The following is a 17,456-nucleotide window of genomic DNA, read 5'->3' on the forward strand; positions in this document are numbered from 1 at the left end:
GGCAACGGGATCCGGCATCGGGCAAAGCGCGCATTGTAGTGCCACAGAACGCCCGGCGCACCTGTTGAAGATTCAGGCAAGTGACCGGCTGACCGCCGGCGCTCCGTCAGCGTGAGCGCAAACGCAGGATTTTTGCGCCGTCGAAGGGGTCGGTCAGCCAGTGCGCCACGACGCCGAAGGTGCTCAACAGGCGTTCCGGGGTCAGCACCTCGACCGGTGCACCCAGCGCGACCAGACGGCCTTTTTCCATGACCGCCACGCGGTCGCAATCCAGCGCCTGATTCAGGTCGTGCAGGGCAATCACGGTGGTAACCGGCAAGGCCCTGACCAGACCGAGGATGGTCAGTTGATGCTGGATGTCCAGGTGATTGGTTGGTTCGTCCAGCAGAAGGATCTTCGGCCTTTGCGCCAGTGCCCTGGCAATATGCACACGCTGCCGCTCACCTCCTGACAGGGTGTGCCAGGCGCGTTTTTGCAGGTGCAGCATGTCCACATCCTGCAAGGCCTGGCTGACGATGGCGTCATCGTTCGTGCTCCACGGCTCGAGTGCCGACAGCCAGGGCGTGCGACCCAGTTCGACGGCATCCCGTACAGTCACGGCGTCGCTGGTTTCTGCCTGTTGTTCGACCACTGCCAGCAGGCGGGCCACGTCTCTGCGGCTCATTGACTCGAGTGGCTGCCCGCCCAGCCTGACGCTGCCGCTGACCGGCTTCTGAATACCAGCCAACAGTTTCAGCAGGGTGGATTTGCCCGACCCGTTAGGGCCGACCACGGCCAGCGTTTCGCCCGCTGTAATGCTCAGGTCGACCTCGCGCAGCAGCGCAGTACCGCGTACCGAATAACCCAGACCGGAGCAACCGAGCACCGCTGCGTTGACCTGCTGAGGAAACGCGTTCATCGAGTGCTATTGCCCCGGATAAGTATCAAAGCGAAGACCGGTGCGCCGATCAGGGCGGTGATGACGCCAATCGGCAGCGCCTGCCCCTTGATCAGCGTACGCGAGAGGATGTCGGCAGCGATCAGAAACAATGCGCCGCTCAATGCGCTCAGCGGTACCAGCCGTGCATGCCGGACACCGACCAGCATACGTACGGCGTGCGGGATCACCAACCCGACGAAGCCGATGGAACCGACAATCGATACCATCACCGCCGTGACCAGCGCGGCGGTGGCGATCAGTATGATCTGCACGCGCCGCACCGCGATCCCCAGCGACGCTGCCGAGTCGCTGCCGAATGTGAAAGCGTCCAGCGCTCGTCTGTACCACAGGCACACCAGCAGACCGACCAGCACCGTCGGCACCGCCAGCCAGACAGAGTGCCAGCGCACACCGCTGAGATTGCCCAGCAACCAGAACATGATGCCGCGTGCCTGCTCCGAGCTGGCGGATTTGGTGATCAGAAACGATGTCAGGGCATTGAACAGTTGCGAACCGGCAATCCCGGCCAGAATGATCTGCCCGGCTGCCGTGGTGCCGCGTGACGAATGCGCCAGCAGGGCGACCAGCGAAAACGCGGCAACGGCCCCGGCAAAGGCACCTGCCGACATCGAAATCGCGCCTGCACCAAAGCCCAGAATGGCAACCAGTACCGCGCCGGTCGACGCCCCTGCGGAAATCCCCAGCAGATACGGGTCTGCCAGCGGGTTGCGCAACAACGATTGCAGCACCACGCCGCAGATCGCCAGCCCGGCCCCGCAGGCTGCCGCGACAATGGCGCGGGTCAGCCGGTAGTTCCAGACAATGCCCTCATCGATAGGGTCGAGCACGTAGCTGGCTGCCCAGAGTTTGTTGGCCAGCACCTGAAAAACCACCGGCAGGCTGATCGAGGTTTCGCCAATCGCCGCACCGATCATGATCGCCAGTACCAGCACTGCCGAGACCCAGAGCACATGGCCCAACGCTACTGGTAATCTCATTGTGCCGCGTTGAAACGGTTGGCGGCGTCAGCCAGTTCCTCGAACCCGGTGAACAGGCGCAGACCGGCCTGCATGCCCTCGGCGTCGATGATCACGATCCGCCCATGCTTGACTGCGTCCATGTTGCGCGTCACCGGATCGCTCTTGAGAAATTCGATTTTCTTCAGGTAGTCGTCGGCCGGGAAGCGGCGGCGGTCCATGCGCGCAATCACCAGAATGCTTGGGTTGGCCTTGGCAATGGTTTCCCAGCCCACGGTCGGCCATTCCTCGTCGGACTGGACGATATTGCGCATGCCCAGGCTGTTGAGCATGAAATCCGGGATGCCTTTGCGGCCTGCCACGAAAGGATCGCTGGCAAGATCCGAACTGGAAAACCAGAACAGCGCCGAGACGTCGTTCGCCTTGTTCTGTCTGACGTTGGCGATGGCTGCGTTCAGGCGTGTCTTGAGGTCGGCAACCAGCGCATCACCGCGATCCTGCACATCGAAAATCTGCGCCAGTTGCTCGATGCTCCTGTAGATGGTCTCGATACGGAACGGCTCGAGGCGTGTGCCATCGGCACCGACCAGATTGTCTTTGCCTTCACAATCGGACGGCAAAATGTAAGTGGGTATTTTCAGGTCATGGAACTGTTCGCGAGTGCCGACCACGCCCTGTTTGCCGACCATCCATTCCAGTTGCACGGTCACCAGTTCAGGCCGTTTGCCAATCACCGCTTCAAAGCTGGGGTCGTTGTCGGCCAGACGCTCTACCTTGTCGTTCTGCGCCTTGAAACGTGGCAATACGTTGTTGAACCACAGCGAAGTGCCGACCAGGCGGTCACCCAGGCCCAGTTCGTAGAGCACTTCAGTGCCGGCCTGGCCAATCGTCACCGTCCTGGCCGGCGCGTGTGCGAATGTCAGGGTCGAACCACAGTTTTCAAGGGTCAGCGGATACCGAGTGGGGGCCGCGAGGGTCAGGGTGGGCAGCGTCAGGCAGGCGACGAGTGCGGCAAGGCGGGGCAGCGGCATGGAAGGCGGTCTCCGTTGGGGCAGGTGCCAAGGCGCAATGCACATCAGGAAACACATCCCCGGCAGATAACCGGGCACGACAGTAAATGCCGACGCGTGCGGATGTCCTTCCCGGACACCCCGCCGGTTAGTTGGTTGAATCGGGTCGGCAGGTCTCCTGACTGGCATGTCATCGCCAGGCTCCGGCCTTCCCGGAGCGTGTCCAGTGGCAGTCATGGAGCAGGCTCGATGCCTACAGTTGCGGGGGCAGTTTCGTTTTGGCCTTGTGACACAAAGCGTGCGAATTCCCTGTTAGTTCCTCTCGGAAACCGACGGGCGGCATGGTAAACGATAAGCGTTTTAGTGGCTAATCCTTTGCGCGCAGGCGCAGCAGACTGTTGATCAGATGCAGGCGCATCGCGGCTCGGGCGGCGTCGCGGTCCTGATGGACAATGGCGTCCAGAATGGTTTCCTGCTCGCGCTGCTGAATGCCGGGGTCATCCTCGGCGTGCAACGACACGATATTGCCGAATCCGCTGCGAGTACGAGGCAGGATGCTGCTGCCGAGCTGGCTCATGACATCGGTAAAGAAGCTGTTGGCGGTGCACAGCGCTATCTGTCGGTGGAACTCGAAGTCGGCCTGCAGGGTGTCATGCCCCAGGCGTGCGCAGCGATTCAGCTCATCAAGGGCCTGGCGGATGGCATCGAGCTGCTCCGGTGTGCGGCGTTGTGCAGCCAGCGCGGCTGATTCCGGCTCGATGCTCAGGCGCAGCTCGATGATCGATACCGCATCGCCGGGCGAGGCGACTGGCGGTTCAGTCTGCTGGAAATCCCTTGGCTGCGATGCGTCGACCACGAAGGTGCCGATGCCATGACGGGTTTCGACCAGCCCTTCGGCTTGCAGGCGTGACATCGCTTCCCGAACCACGGTGCGGCTGACCCCTGTTTCGCGGATGATCATCTGTTCGGTGGGGAGTTTTTCACCGCTCTGAATCTCGCCTTCGCGAATCCTGCGTGAAAACTCGGCGACCAGTTGCTGGGTCAGGCTGGAGCGACGGCCTTTTGATGTGGAAGGTTGTTCCATGGCGGGTGATCGGGTCCATGTCGGGTGGCTGAGTATAACCGCACTGAGGGCGTGTTTTGTGGGGGGATCGCAGCCTATACTCGCGTATCGGACAGAACTGAGGCTGCAATGTCGGACAACGCACTTTCCTCGCAAAAGAACCATCGACGCCTGGCGGAAACCCTGGTCGACCGATTCGCCCAGCGCATGCGTGATGGTGTGCTGGTGCGCGGCGAGAAACTGCCTTCCGAGATCCACATCATGGAAGCCGAGGGTGTCAGCCGCACGGTGGTGCGCGATGCGCTGTCGCGAATGCAGGCCGCCGGGCTGGTGGAAACCCGGCATGGCGTCGGCACCTTTGTTCTCGACATGCCACCGCCTGAAGGTTTTTCAGTAGGCCCTGCGACCATTGCCACAGTGTCCGATGTGCTGAATTTGCTGGAGTTTCGTTTGAGCCTGGAAGTCGAAGCTGCGGGGCTGGCTGCTCAGCGACGCAGCCCTGAAGCGTTGCTTGAGCTCAAGCGGGCGTTCGATGCATTGCTCGAAGGGCCGCAAAAATCCGGGACCACCATCAATGCCGATTTTCAATTTCACCTCAAGATCGCCAAGGCGTCGGGCAATGCGTACCTGATCGATATCATGAAACACCTGGGCACCAAGCTGATCCCGCGCACACGAATGAATTCGGCCTATACCGGGCAGAGCGACCGCAACGCCTACCTGGCCGGAATCAACGCCGAACACCGGCAAATCTATAACGCCATCGCCGAGGGCAACGTCGACGCCGCGCGCTCGGCGATGTACCTGCACCTCAACGGCAGCCGCATGCGCCTGCGCCGTACGCAGGCGCTGTACAGCGACTGAGCGATTCGAGACCGGACGCGGGGTTTCTGCCAGACACCTGTCGTTCCTCATGCTCCCGCGTGGGAATGCCCTGGATGACGCTCCGCGTCACAATTCTGCGCCACGCCATATGCTCGAAAGAGGACGCAGAGCGTCCAGAACTGCATGCGACGCGGAGCGTCGGCACGATAATCCAAAGCCAGACACGGCATGCGACGCGGAGCGTCGCACGATGGTGAGATTATCGTTCCTCACGCTCCAGTGGGGGTGCGCTACAGGAAGTTGTATTGCACGCCTACGCGCAATCTCAGCTGGCGCTTGTCATCTTCGGAATCGACCTTGATGTCGCCGACTTCAAAAAACGGCACCCAGTGTTTGTCCCATTTGTATTTGAAGGCTGCGTTCTGCTCGTAGTCGGTCCTGCCGTTGTCGTAACGGATGTAATCGGCGTCGAAGTAGGTGAACTGATACTCGTACGCCCAAGGGCCTTTGCTGGCGTAGTTGATCCAGACGTCGTAACGATTGATCGACTGATCATCCATCTGGTTGTCAGGCATGTCGTGGTTGACCTTGTCGCGGTCCAGCTTGATCGAGTCGTAGCGATAGCGGCCTGATACGCTCAATTGGTCGTTTACCTTGTAACCCAGCTTGAGGCCCATTTTGTAGGCCGTCGATTTCTCGATGCTCTCCAGCGCAAACGACGGCGTCAGCAGCCATTTGTCATCCAGCCGGTATTGATAGCTGACCGTTAGTTCGTGGCCGTTGCCAACGGTGTTGTCGAACGCCACATCTTGTCGGTCGCCTGCGGTCTTGTATTTGAGCTCGCCTTCGAACCCCCAGCCGCTGTCCAGTCGGCTACCGAATTTGACCCGGTCGGCATGCATGCGGGTGCTTTCTGCATACTGATGGCGATAGTTGATGTACGCGCTGTCGGCATGCGCCCAGGCGCCAGGGAACAGAGCAGTCAGAGAGAGTAACGCGAGTGATTTTTTCATTTTTTTATTCTTGTTTGAGGGTTGTCTGGGGGTGTTCAAGCAAATCGCAGGCAGCCGGGTTCCTTGGCCGATCTGGCCGGGGATCACGGTGTCGGCAGGGGGCCGGGCTCAGCGGTCGGGAGCCCGGCAGCGGGTCATCCCGTCGGGCGCAGGTCCATGTCGCGACTGGCTTGAATCAGCAATCGTGAGTATTCGTGTCGGGCCTGGTTGTTGATCAATTGGCTGCTGTCGAGTGTTTCCAGCACCTGGCCCTGTTGCATGACGGCAACCCGGTCACAGAGGTGCGCCACGACGCCAAGGTCGTGAGTCACCATCAGGTAGGTCAGGCCTTGTTGATGGCGCAAGTCGGCGAGCAGGTTGAGGATTTCGGCCTGCACTGAAACATCCAGTGCCGAGGTCGGTTCGTCGAGCAGCAGCACACGGGGTTCGAGAATCAGCGCCCTTGCAATAGCGACACGCTGGCGTTGGCCGCCAGACAACTGATGCGGGTAACGGAAGCGAAAGCTCTCGTTGAGGCCGACCTTGTTCAGTGCCTCGCAGACGCGACGGTCACGGTCGCCGATCCGGTGAATGCTCAATGGCTCCTTGAGTGCCGCATCAATGGTGTGGCGTGGGTGCAATGAGGCGTAGGGATCTTGAAACACCATCTGCACAGTCCGGTAGTGACCGGCATCGAGTTTGCGTTGCACGGCCTGGCCTGCCACGCTCAGAGCACCGCTCCAGTGATGATATTGCCCTGCCAGGCAGCGCAGGACGGTGGTCTTGCCCGAGCCCGACTCGCCGACCAGGCCGAACGACTGGCCGTCCTCGACCTGCAGGTTGACGTCACGCAGCACCTGATTCAGCGCTGTGCCAGTGCCGAAGCTCAGGTTCAGTGAATCGACTGTGATCATTGCCATGGGAGCATTCTCAGTGAGTGAGCCAAAGGGGATCGCGTTGCAGAACCGGCAGGCTGGTACGCGGGTGATCCAGGCTGGGCAGGGCGGCCAGCAAGCCTCGGGTGTAAGGATGGCGGGCCTGGTCCAGCTCGCCGGCGTTCAGCGATTCCACCACCCGCCCGGCGTACATCACCAGCACCCGGTCGCAGAAATGGCGCACCATATTCAGGTCGTGGCTGATGAAGATCAGGCCCAGATCGCGCTCACTGACCAGTTCCTCCAGTACGTTGAGCACCTGGCGGCGCACCGAAACGTCGAGTGCGGAAGTCGGTTCGTCGGCGATGATCACCTGCGGGTCGGTGATCACCATCATCGCAATCATGATCCTTTGGCCCATGCCGCCCGAGACTTCGTGGGGATACAGTTCGTAGACGCGGGCCGGTTCACGGATGTGCACCTTCGCGAGCATGTCCAGCGTGCGCTCGCGGGCTTCCTTTTTCGAGACCCGGTGGTGTGCCAGATAGGCCTCGGCTATCTGCTCGCCCACTTTGATCAACGGGTTCAGCGAGTATTTCGGGTCCTGCATGATCATCGACATGCGCCGGCCGCGAATGCTCTGCATCTGTTTTTCGCTGCATTCAAGCAAATCCGTATCGCCGAAGCGCAGGGTTTTGGCCGTCACCCTGGCCGTTGCCGGGTGCAGGCGCAGCAGACTGCGGCCCACTGTGGATTTGCCTGATCCCGATTCGCCGACGATCGCCAGCTTTTCCCGGCCCAGGCTGAATGACACGTCGCGAACGGCTGCCGTGACCTTGCCTGCGTGACTGAACCCGACCCGTAAATCCTTTACCTCAAGCTTGATCTGTGGCGTGGCTATGTTTGACATGGCGATGAGTCCTTTTCTTGTTATTCAATGTGTGTCATTCGCTGCGTGGGTCAAGTACATCGCGCAGTCCGTCGCCCAACAGGTTGAATGCCAGGCTGACCAGCATGATGGTGGCACCGGGAGCTGCCACCAGCCACCAGCTTTCCAGCATGTAACGGCGGCCACTGGAGATCATTGCGCCCCATTCCGGCAGGGGCGCCTGCGCGCCGAGGCCGAGAAAGCCCAGGGCGGCCGCGGTGAGAATGATGCTGGCCATGTTCATGGTCAGGCGGATGATCACCGAGGACAGACACATCGGGATAATGTGACGGCCGATCACGCGCACTGCCGACGCACCTTGCAGCTTTACCGCGACAACGAAATCGGCGTTGCGCAGTGACAGGGTTTCGGCCCGTGCCAGGCGGGCGATCGGCGGCCAGGCAGTCAGGGCGATGGCGATCACCGCGTGTTCCAGGCCAGGGCCCAGGGCGGCGATGAAGGCCAGCGCCAGCACCAGGCTGGGAAACGAGATGAAAATGTCGGTGATGCGCATGAACAGGCTGTCGACCCAGCCGCCGAAATAACCCGACACGGTACCGATCAGCAGGCCGATAGGGCCGACAATCACCGTCACCAGCATCACGATGTACAGCGTGATGCGCGAGCCATACACCAGTCTGCTGAACACGTCGCGGCCGTATTCGTCGGTACCGAACCAGTTCTGTGCGCCGGGCATCCGCAGCGCGCCAGACAGGTCCTGAGCGAGCGGGTCGTGAGTCGCGATCCACGGCGCGAACAGGGCGACGATCATCAACGTGCCGATGACAATCAGCCCCGCCAGCGTCATCGGGTTGCGCAGCAGAAAACGCATCAGGCGCGCGCTGCTGGCGGCAAATGCTGCGAGGCTGGAGGTGGGTGCCTGAACCATGGGCGTGGAGCTGCTTGCAAGGGAGGTCGTCATCAGCGGGTTCTCGGGTCGAAGACTTTATAGAGGGCGTCGCTGATCTGGTTGAGGATCACGAAGATCAACCCGATCAGCAGGACGCAGGCCATCACGGCATTCATGTCGCCCAGTAGCAGGCTGCTGGTCAGGTACTGGCCGAAGCCGGGCCAGGCGAACACGGTTTCTATGAGTACCGCGCCTTCCAGCAGGCCGCCGTAGGCGAGGGCGACGATGGTCAGCAACTGCACGCGAATGTTGCGAAACGCGTGGCCCCAGACGATGCGCCGGTTCGACAGGCCCTTGACCCGTGCAGTGATGATGTACTCCTGCGAAAGCTGTTCGAGCATGAAGCTGCGGGTCATGCGGCTGATATAGGCCACCGAGTTGAAACTGAGGATTACCGCAGGCAGCAGGATGTGGCGCAGTGCGCTGCGAAAGGCTTCCCAGTCGCCGGACAATGCCGTGTCGATCAGCAGCAGGCCCGTGCGGGTTTCGATCAGCCCGTCATAAGCCAGACCGATGCGTCCAACCCCGCCCGCCCAGCCCAGCCAGGCGTAAAACACCAGAAAAGCCATCATGCCCAGCCAGAATATCGGCGTGGAATAGCCAAACAGGGTGATGACCCGAGCAATATGGTCGCCGCTGCGGCCCTGATGCGTGGCGGCGTAAACCCCCAGTGGCAGGCCAAGCAGTACGCCAAACAGGATCGCCAGTGTGGCCAGTTCCAGCGTGGCCGGGAATACCCGCGCAATGTCGTCGATCACCGGGTGTCCGGTGAGGAGTGCCTTGCCCAGGTCGCCGTGCAACAGGTCGCTGAGGTACATCACAAACTGGGTCGTCAGCGGCTTGTCCAGCCCCAGTTCCTGATAGGCCTGAGCATAGGCGGCGGCGTCCGCGTCGGGGCCGACGATGGCCAGGACCGGGTCCAGCGGCATGACCCGGCCAATGAAGAAAGTGAGCAACAGCAGGCCGAACAGGGTCGCCGCCACTGATCCGCTGCGACGGGTGCCGTGGACGACCCGACTGCTCCAAAATGAAATCGATGCACTCGACATGGTTATTTCCTGCCTTGGCTTGAACGATTGAACGCATGGGGTCAGCGTTGCTTGTAGACGTCACGCAGTCGCGTGGTCGCTGCACTGTGGCCCAGGTAATCCCGGACATCGGCGTGGATGACGACTTCATCGGTCATTTGCGAGATGGGCATGATCGGCCCGGCTTTCTGGTCATACAGGGTCTGGACGCGTTGGTAGTCGGCCAACTGCCGGCTGGCGTCACGTTCGCGTTCGGCCTGCTCGATCAACTGATTGATCTCGGCGCTGTAGAACGAGGTTCGCCAACCCTGAAAATTGCTCAATCTGGCTTCTTCGCGGTTGTCCGGGTTGTAGATCAGCGCTCGCAGGCTGGAGTGCGGATGGCGCTCGGCACCGCCACCGCCGCGCCCGACCAGAATGTCGAAACGCCGGTCGCGCATTGCGCCGTAGATCTGATTGCCGGTGCCGGTGATGATCGATGCCTGAATGCCTGCCTGCGCGAGTGTCGATTGCAGGCTGGTAGCGATATTGATGAAGGGTGAATCGGTCAGGGAGCGAATGGTGATTCTGAAGCCGTCAGGGTGGCCCGCTTCGGCCAGCAGACGCTTGGCTTCGGCGACATTGAGCGCATAACCCGGATCGTCCAGTCTGGCGGCCAGACCCAGTTGCAGCGGACGCTGGTTGATCAATCCGTAATGCGGCATGACCACCGTGTTGATGCCTTGGTAGTCGATCAGTGCACGAATCGCCTGGCGTACCCGAATATCCTGAAACAGTGGCTGTTCCATGCTCAGCGCGATGTAATAGAGGGTGCCGCGCGGGATAGTCTGCACGGTGACCTCTTTCGAGCGGGTCAGGGCCTTGATGTCGGTGGCCGCCATGCCGCGTGCCACGTCGAGATCGCCACGTTCGACCATCAGGCGCAGTGCCTGGGATTCGGTCATGTTGCGCATGATCACCCGGCGTAGTCTGGCCGGCCCGCGCCAGTATTGCTCGAAGCGGCTCATCAGAATCACGTCGTTGGCACGCCAGATGTCCAGCTTGAATGCGCCAGAGCCGGCTGTGTGGGTGGTCAGCCAGGCAGCACCCAGATCATCGCCCCTGGCATGCTGCAACGCAGTCAGCCGGTCAATGACGAAAGCGCTGGGCGACGTTGCCAGCGTGTTGAGCACCAGCTTGGGATCGGTAGCCTTGGGCAGGTCGAGCACGAAGGTCGAGGGGCCTTCGGCGCGCATCAACTCGCTGACGTTGCCGGCAGTGTAGCCGTAGGCTTTCCAGGTCGAGGCCAGTGCCTTGTTGAGCGTGGCCACGCGCTGCAGCGACCAGGCGACGTCCTGCGCAGTCAGCGGGTTGCCGGAGTGGAACGTTACGCCGGAACGTAGATGAAAGGTGAGGCGCATGCGGTCGGGGCTGATTTCCCAGCGCTCGGCCAATGCCGGAATCAGCTGGTCGGGACGGGCAGCGTCCTGCTCCAGCAACATGTCATAGACATTGGCATTGACCTCGGACACCTCAAGGCCGGTGGCACCTGCCGGGTCCAGGGACAGCAGGTTGATCATGCTCATGCCGACCACCAGTTGATCGACCGGTGTTTCACCACGCGCCAGAGCGGGCGGGGTGTGCATGAGTGTCGCCGTCAGGGCGAGGCATAGCAGCCAGGGCAGGCGCTTGAGCCGGAGCTTCATGGGGGCAGTCCTTTTTTATATTTATAAGACGCTGTGTCGAAATGCCGGACGAAGGGCAATCGGTGTGCCCTTCGCGATGCTGCCGGTCAGTAACGGTGTTCTGTATGTGTCTCGATATAGCTGAAGTTGATGTCTTCGCCCAGTCCGGGCTTCTCGGAAAGGTGCACGAAACCGTCGTTGTCCATCGGGTCCACCAGCGTGTTGAGGTAGGCCGGTACGTCGTCGTATTCGAGAAACGGGTGCAGCAGACCGCGTTCGTACCAGCGGCAATTGCTGATCGCGCCGACTACCGCGAGATTGGCAGCGCCGTTGCCATGCACTTCGCAGTCCATGCCGAACGACTCGGCCAGATGCGCGACCTTCAGGCACGGGCCGATGCCGCCGACGCCCGCGACGCCTGCACGGAGGATGTCACACGCCTTGTTGGTCACCCAGCTGGCACGGCTGTGGTACTTGCCGGCGATGCTTTCCGGACCGAGTACCGGGATGTCCAGATTAGCCGCCAGCCAGGCATAGGATTCGGCGGAGTCTTCCATCATCGGCTCTTCGAACCAGGCGAAGTCGAGCTTCTGCAGTTCACGGCCGATGTACAGCGCGTCGGTGCGGCTGTACCAGTGATACCCGTCGAGCATCAAGGCGATATCAGGCCCGACCGCTTCACGGACTGCAGCGCAGGCCTGCACATCCATGCGCGGGTCAGGGGCGAACGAAATCGGCGGCATCCAGGTGTGCAGCTTGATGCCCTTGTAGCCACGCTTTACCAGCTTTTCGGCAAATTGGCCGTACTCGTCCGGGGTGGACAGCCCGCCTGGCAGGTCGTCACCGCACATGGTCGAGCCGTAAGCCAGCACCTTGTCGCGATAGCCGCCTATCAGCCTGTGCACGGGCAGTTTCAACGCACGTCCGGCCAGGTCCCATAGCGCCTGCTCTACCAGGGCCAGCGCACGGTCGGTGAACTGGCTGGCGCTGCCGCGTTGCCAGTGAGCCAGTTCCTGCCAGATTTTTTCGCGATTCATCGGGTTCTGCCCGATCAGCACCTTCTTTACGAACGACTCGATGACATGCGGACGGATCAGCTCGGGCGGGCCAAAGGAAAAGCCTTCGCTGCCCTCGTCACATGCGATGCGCAGCATGGCCATTCTGACCGGTTTTTCTTCGCCTGGATGGGCGTGGCCTGCGCTGTCTACTGCGCGGCGTGAGGGGAAGGAAAAAACGTCGACACTGACCGAGGTGATTTTCATGGTGACCTTCATGGATATTATTGTTATCAATTTATTAGTATGTCGTCATACAACTATGGGGCGATTATTTACAGCCTTGAGGACGATGTCAATACTCGTATGACGACTATTTTCCTTATTGGTAAGCATTATGGGCTGATATTTGCGGCAGGGTGCCGTCTGGCTTGCGTTGAGCAGAGTGATGACAGCCTGAAAGTCGTTATACCTTTGGATTGTGCGCTGAGTACGGGCGACGATTTCGCTGATGCGCTGCGAGCGGTCCGTGTGGGGCGGGGCAGTGGGCTGAATGCTCAGTAAAAACGCTTAAATTATCTTCATGTTCGCGACTGAAAACCCGCACGTCCCGCTGCCACGGGGCTTTTGGCGAAAAACATGGCGCTGGGCCACAACATCGTTTTCACATCTTCTTCACCGCCTCGCCACGATGCTGAACCTATCTTGCCTGCATGGGAGCGGTGAAGACGTCGGGCCCTCCCGAGTCAACGCCACACATAGGTTCATGGCAGGAGTGGTCACTTGACTGACACGACAATAAACAAGAATTTGCTTGCCGATTCGGGTATTCACCCGCGCTACAAATTGCACCAACACATCGTATCGATATCGGTTGCCGTTGTGCTGGCGGCGATTTGCGCATGGTTCTATACGGCTTTTTCCGGCGTGCACGTGGCGGATCTGGGGGTTGGCAGCAACCTGAAAATTTCCGGCCTTCGCGAGCATTGGCGGCAAGGTGATGTGGTTGTGATGATTCGGCACGCCGAACGCTGTGACCGCTCGACAAACCCCTGCCTGAGCGACACCGATGGCATTACCGTCAAGGGGCGGGATGCGGCACTGGCAGTGGGCAGCGGCTTGCAGAAAATGGGCATGGACCATGCGCGAATGTTCGCCAGCCCCAAGACCCGCACGCAACAGACTGCGCAACTGTTGGCAGGTCATCCCGTGGTCGGCCAGGACTGGATCAATGACTGCGACGGCGGCTTCATGAAGGACGTGGAAGAGCACAAGGTCAGCGGCGAAAATCTGGTGCTGGTGACGCACAGTGGCTGTATCGACCAGTTCGAACGCAAGGTCGGCGTGACAGGCGGCGAGCGTTCAAGTGATTACGCTCAAGCGTTTTTCGTGCAGATGGATGGCACTCACCGGCCGAAAATTCTCGGTTCCCTGACCGCGGGGCAATGGGCAAACCTCAATAGCGAGCAATTCAATTGACGACATCTTCAAACGCCAGACTGCGGTTTTACGGCATCAATCTGGGGGTGCCCGTGTTTTTCGCTTTACTGGTCTTCGTGACGTTCGACCTGACCAGTATCGACCGGCAACTGAGCGATCTGCTGTTTGATTCGGCAGCCGGAGTATTTCCCATCGGACAGATTCATCTATTCGAGACCATCACGCACAAGTGGGCGCGGATCATCCCGGACTGGACGGGAGAGTTGGCGATCATCGGCGCAATGTTGTCATTCGTCTGGCCATTGCTGGAAAAACACGCAAATCCGCGTCTTATAAAGCGGTTGTCGGGTTCGCGCACGGAAGCATTTCTGCGCTTCACGCGCAGGCATCGGCTGGACTTCTTTTTCGTGATCGTTGCCTTTGCGGTTGGCACCGGCATGATCCACTACCTGAAAAGCCACACCAGCGTGTACTGCCCTGTCGAAACCACGCTGTACGGTGGCAGTCAGGCGCATATCGAGTGGTTCAGAAACTTCAATCTGCTGCATGAAGCCGGTGCCGGACGCTGCTGGCCGGGTGGTCATGCATCAAGCGCATTCAGCCTGCTGGCGCTGTACTTTGTAGCTCGGCGCTACTGCTGGAAACATTCGTACATCCTGCTGATGGCGATTCTCCTGCTTGGCATGATTTACGGCACTACGCGGGTGCTGCAAGGCTGGCACTTCATGTCGCATACGTTCTGGGCGGGCATCGTGGTGTGGCTGAGTATGCTGCTGGTTGCGCTGTGCTTCTATGGTCGGTCAAAGCTGCAACAGCCGCTTCGCAAGGCGACGGTTTCCAGGCAGCGTGATGGATTTTTTACTCAACCTGCCGATTCATTGGCAACAGGGCCCCGGTCGGCCGGGTAGAAAAACAAGAAGGCGCTGCAATGAATATTCTGGTTATTGAAGACCACCGTGATATCCACGATAACCTGCTGGAATTCTTCGAACTCAGGGGGCATGCGGTTGAAGGGGCGCTGGACGGCCTGAGCGGTCTTCATCTGGCGGCGTCGAAACGCTTCGATGCGATCATTCTCGACATCATGTTGCCGGGCATCGACGGCAACCAGATCTGCCGCAGCCTGCGTCAGTATTCGAAATCGGAAGTCGCCATTGTGATGCTCAGTGCACGGGACGAACTGGATGATCGTCTCACCGGTTTCAAGGTGGGTGCCGACGACTACATCACCAAGCCGTTCGCCATGTCCGAGGTGCTCGCGCGAGTCGAAGCGGTGGTCGGTCGACGCCAGCGCAAGGACAACCGGGTGATGGTGGTCGCAGACCTGCACTTCGACCTGGATACCCTTGAGATAACCCGCAACGGTGTACCGTTGAAGCTCAACCCGACGAATATGAAGCTGTTGGAATTGTTGATGCGCAAAAGCCCTCATATCGTGAAACGGTCCGAGCTGGAAGAGGTGTTATGGGGGCGTGATGCCCCGAACAGCAGTAGCCTGCGCAGTAATATTCATGTCCTCAGACGGGTGCTCGATGGCGGTCATGAAACGCCGCTGCTGCATACCGCTCATGGGCTGGGTTACAAGTTGTGCGTACAGCGCTGACGGACTCAGTCGAAATTGAACAGCCGCTGGATCAAGGTCGGTGTGCTGCCGGTCCAGCGTTTGAACGAGCGGCGGAAGTTGGCCGGATCGTTGAAGTTCAGGTAATCCGCCACGGCCTCGTTGCTCATCCCTTTGATCTGATACAGGTAGAGCGCGACATGCTTGCGCGCCAGGTCGTGCTGGGCCTGAAAACTGGTGCCGTGTTTGTGTAACTTGCGCTTCAGCGTGGCCGGACTCATGGCGAAGGCGTGTGCGACTTGTTCCAGACTGGTGGCCTCACGCACATTGCCGCGCAGATGCTGGTGCAGCCGATCCAGCAGGCTGAATGGCATGCCCAGTGCAGCGAGTTGCCCGGCGGCTTCTTGCTGTGCGACCTGTACGGCAATCGGCGACGCACCCGGCCATGCGCGAGTCAGGTAGTGCCGTGGCAGGCGCATCATGTCCAGCGGGCGGCCAAAGGCCGTATTTTCGCCCAGATGAACCCAGTACTGTTCGATGTAGCGCGGTTCTTCGTGGCAGAAACTGCACTCCCACGGCAGGCGTTCCCCGCTGAGCAACTGGCTCATCGCGACCAGTGCGGTCATGCCGGCCTCCAGCAGAAAGCATTGCTGCTCGCCTGCGCCGCAACTGTCCAGCCAGTAGAGATAGGCGAAATGCTCATCCAGCTCCAGGCGAGGTGTCAGCAACGGGCTGAGCAGTGCCTGTTGGCGGATCAGGATTTCCAGTGCCTGATGCAGGTTTTGCGCATGGCGCAGTGCGTGACTGGCTGCGCCGTAATGCCCGGGAAACAGTCGTTGGCCGAACAGAAAGCTGGTGTCGTCGGCTTCCATCTGACGCTGCGCGTTAGCGATCAGGACAAAAAATTGTTGCGGGCTGAGTCGCGTCTTGCCCGCGACGATGTCCTCGTAGAACAGGCCTGTACCTTTGAGCAGGCGATGGCTGTCGATCCCGCGCGACAAGGCCAGATCGATCAGCGTGGCCGGCTGGTAATGACCGGGGATGAAGCGGCTGTCGGCTTCGTACCATTCACTTTTCAGGGTCACGGCAGTCGCTCAGGCAGTACGGGTCAGCGGGCGGCGGGCGCGGGCCAGCGACAGGTTGAGGCGGCGCAGCAGATTGTCCGGCGTTTCATTGAGGGCCATCACTACGGCCACGCTGGCTGACAGATGAAGGCGTTCACCCTGTTGCCGGGTCTTGTGCGCCAGGCTGGCAACCGCCTGCTGCAGCTCCAGTGCCAGCAGCTTCGCCTGGCTCTCTCCGGTGTTGGGCAGCAGTACCACAAACCGGTCGCCTGCCAGGCGACAAAGCAGATCGTGGCGGCGCAGGTTGAGCACCAGTAAATGGCTCAGGGCCGAAAGAACCTCATCTCCCTCGGCGTGGCCGAATGCATTGTTGATTGCGCTGAAACCGTCTATGTCCAGCGCCAGCAACGATAACGGTTGCTGCTGACAGAGACTCTGCTCCAGGCTGACGACCAGTTGCCGTTTCAGATAGTCGGCGCTGCCCAGCGGTGTGAGCTTGTCGTAGAGCCGATGCTCACGAAAGCCACGCTCGCGCTTTTCCATTTGTGCGCTGATCGCCAGTTGCTCGCGATGCCAGTGGTAGATGCCGAGGGTCAACAGGATCAGACCGATCGGCATTGGTCCGGATTCGAGCCAGTGGTCCCATTCGATTTCGCTCGGCAAGCGAATGAACTCGTCCAGCGCGTCGATCCACCACGAGAAGAATACGCAGCTCAGGCCGATCGACAGGTAATTGGTCACGCGACCGGCCGGACGGCTCTTGAATACCAGAAACAGCCAGACCAGTGACAGCAACGCAGAGCCGCCTTCGCCGACGATGTCGAGCCATTGCCATTCGCTGATGTGTTTGATGTTGCCAAATGCCAGAAAGGCCAGCAGGCCCAGGTTGGAGGCGACCATCAGTACAGCGAGTTTCCAGCGATGAGGTTGGATGATCCTGAACATGAAAAGACGGCTCCCGGCTGCTGATTATCGGCCAGCAGAACAGATGTACATGACAGTTCAGTTACGGGTAACGCGGACTGTAAGAGGTCAAATCAGCTCAGGTGTGTTGCAGATTTTGCTTCGCATCTGACTCGTTGGCAGCGGCTGCGTAAAAGGCATGACCTTGTTTTGATTATCGTGCCGACGCTCTGCGTGGGCCTGCAGTTCGTGACGCTCTGCGTCACACGGCGGTTTTGTGGCGTCAGGGGGATTGGGGTTCG

The 17,456-nt window shown here is 60.2% G+C and carries 17 protein-coding genes and 1 riboswitch; of the genes, 4 read left to right on the forward strand and 13 right to left on the reverse strand.

All coding sequences use genetic code 11. The annotated features are described in order from the left end of the window. Window positions 1–106: 106 nt before the first annotated feature. The 4 genes from ALO80_RS03295 to ALO80_RS03310 form a co-directional block, all read right to left on the reverse strand. The gene (locus tag ALO80_RS03295; RefSeq protein ID WP_055007923.1) at window positions 107–898 is read right to left on the reverse strand and encodes an ABC transporter ATP-binding protein; all 792 of its coding nucleotides are present in this window, start codon (window positions 896–898) and stop codon (window positions 107–109) included. Beyond that, window positions 895–1,917 carry a FecCD family ABC transporter permease gene (locus ALO80_RS03300; protein ID WP_055006170.1) on the reverse strand — a complete coding sequence of 341 codons (1,023 nt, stop codon included), beginning with the start codon at window positions 1,915–1,917 and terminating at the stop codon, window positions 895–897. Before ALO80_RS03300 ends, ALO80_RS03295 begins: the two co-directional genes overlap by 4 nt. Then, a complete protein-coding gene (locus ALO80_RS03305; RefSeq protein ID WP_055007924.1) occupies window positions 1,914–2,927 on the reverse strand; it encodes an ABC transporter substrate-binding protein in 1,014 nt (337 codons plus the stop codon). The genes ALO80_RS03300 and ALO80_RS03305 overlap by 4 nt, the downstream gene beginning before the upstream one ends. 130 nt (window positions 2,928–3,057) lie before the next feature. Further along, window positions 3,058–3,255, reverse strand: a riboswitch (cobalamin riboswitch). A gap of 18 nt (window positions 3,256–3,273) precedes the next feature. Continuing rightward, complete coding sequence (locus ALO80_RS03310; protein WP_055007925.1) at window positions 3,274–3,990, reverse strand: FadR/GntR family transcriptional regulator; 717 nt, start codon at window positions 3,988–3,990, stop codon at window positions 3,274–3,276. Window positions 3,991–4,098: 108 nt separating this feature from the next. Here ALO80_RS03310 and ALO80_RS03315 point away from each other — a divergent pair, with 108 nt between their 5' ends. Continuing rightward, a complete protein-coding gene (locus tag ALO80_RS03315) occupies window positions 4,099–4,833 on the forward strand; it encodes a FadR/GntR family transcriptional regulator (RefSeq protein ID WP_055007926.1) in 735 nt (244 codons plus the stop codon). A 251-nt stretch (window positions 4,834–5,084) separates the two neighbouring features. On the opposite strand, the gene ALO80_RS03320 is transcribed toward ALO80_RS03315, so the two are convergent. From ALO80_RS03320 to ALO80_RS03350, 7 genes are all read right to left on the reverse strand, one after another. Then, window positions 5,085–5,807 carry an oligogalacturonate-specific porin KdgM family protein gene (locus ALO80_RS03320; RefSeq protein ID WP_054985692.1) on the reverse strand — a complete coding sequence of 241 codons (723 nt, stop codon included), beginning with the start codon at window positions 5,805–5,807 and terminating at the stop codon, window positions 5,085–5,087. A 134-nt stretch (window positions 5,808–5,941) separates the two neighbouring features. After that, the gene (locus tag ALO80_RS03325) at window positions 5,942–6,706 is read right to left on the reverse strand and encodes an ABC transporter ATP-binding protein (RefSeq protein ID WP_055007927.1); all 765 of its coding nucleotides are present in this window, start codon (window positions 6,704–6,706) and stop codon (window positions 5,942–5,944) included. 10 nt (window positions 6,707–6,716) lie between these two features. Continuing rightward, window positions 6,717–7,571 (reverse strand): ABC transporter ATP-binding protein, encoded by an 855-nt coding sequence (locus ALO80_RS03330; protein WP_055007928.1) that lies wholly within the window; start codon window positions 7,569–7,571, stop codon window positions 6,717–6,719. A gap of 34 nt (window positions 7,572–7,605) precedes the next feature. Further along, entirely contained in the window at window positions 7,606–8,511 is a 906-nt protein-coding gene (locus tag ALO80_RS03335) for an ABC transporter permease (RefSeq protein ID WP_055007929.1), read from the reverse strand. Then, complete coding sequence (locus ALO80_RS03340; RefSeq protein WP_055007930.1) at window positions 8,511–9,548, reverse strand: ABC transporter permease; 1,038 nt, start codon at window positions 9,546–9,548, stop codon at window positions 8,511–8,513. Before ALO80_RS03340 ends, ALO80_RS03335 begins: the two co-directional genes overlap by 1 nt. A 41-nt stretch (window positions 9,549–9,589) precedes the next feature. Beyond that, the gene (locus ALO80_RS03345; protein ID WP_055007931.1) at window positions 9,590–11,212 is read right to left on the reverse strand and encodes an ABC transporter substrate-binding protein; all 1,623 of its coding nucleotides are present in this window, start codon (window positions 11,210–11,212) and stop codon (window positions 9,590–9,592) included. An 86-nt stretch (window positions 11,213–11,298) separates the two neighbouring features. Continuing rightward, entirely contained in the window at window positions 11,299–12,453 is a 1,155-nt protein-coding gene (locus tag ALO80_RS03350) for a mandelate racemase family protein (RefSeq protein ID WP_055007932.1), read from the reverse strand. Between the two features lie 516 nt (window positions 12,454–12,969). On the opposite strand from ALO80_RS03350, the gene pmrG reads away from it, so the two are divergent. Genes pmrG through ALO80_RS03370 form a run of 3 tightly spaced genes read left to right on the forward strand, consistent with a single transcriptional unit; the run spans window position 12,970 to window position 15,229 of the window. Beyond that, a complete protein-coding gene (pmrG, locus tag ALO80_RS03360; RefSeq protein WP_055007934.1) occupies window positions 12,970–13,665 on the forward strand; it encodes a lipopolysaccharide core heptose(II)-phosphate phosphatase PmrG in 696 nt (231 codons plus the stop codon). After that, on the forward strand, window positions 13,662–14,534 hold the full coding sequence (locus ALO80_RS03365) for a phosphatase PAP2 family protein (protein ID WP_055007935.1): 873 nt from the start codon (window positions 13,662–13,664) through the stop codon (window positions 14,532–14,534). The genes pmrG and ALO80_RS03365 overlap by 4 nt, the downstream gene beginning before the upstream one ends. A gap of 20 nt (window positions 14,535–14,554) precedes the next feature. Next, window positions 14,555–15,229 (forward strand): response regulator transcription factor, encoded by a 675-nt coding sequence (locus tag ALO80_RS03370; RefSeq protein ID WP_054984357.1) that lies wholly within the window; start codon window positions 14,555–14,557, stop codon window positions 15,227–15,229. Window positions 15,230–15,234: 5 nt separating this feature from the next. Here the strand turns inward: ALO80_RS03370 and ALO80_RS03375 are convergent, their stop codons facing one another. Further along, window positions 15,235–16,272 (reverse strand): AraC family transcriptional regulator, encoded by a 1,038-nt coding sequence (locus tag ALO80_RS03375; RefSeq protein WP_055007936.1) that lies wholly within the window; start codon window positions 16,270–16,272, stop codon window positions 15,235–15,237. A gap of 9 nt (window positions 16,273–16,281) precedes the next feature. Next, the gene (locus ALO80_RS03380) at window positions 16,282–17,196 is read right to left on the reverse strand and encodes a GGDEF domain-containing protein (RefSeq protein ID WP_054984359.1); all 915 of its coding nucleotides are present in this window, start codon (window positions 17,194–17,196) and stop codon (window positions 16,282–16,284) included. Window positions 17,197–17,456: the final 260 nt, after the last annotated feature.

The sequence above is a fragment of the Pseudomonas caricapapayae genome, assembly GCF_001400735.1.
GTDB classification, from domain to species: Bacteria; Pseudomonadota; Gammaproteobacteria; order Pseudomonadales; family Pseudomonadaceae; genus Aquipseudomonas; species Aquipseudomonas caricapapayae.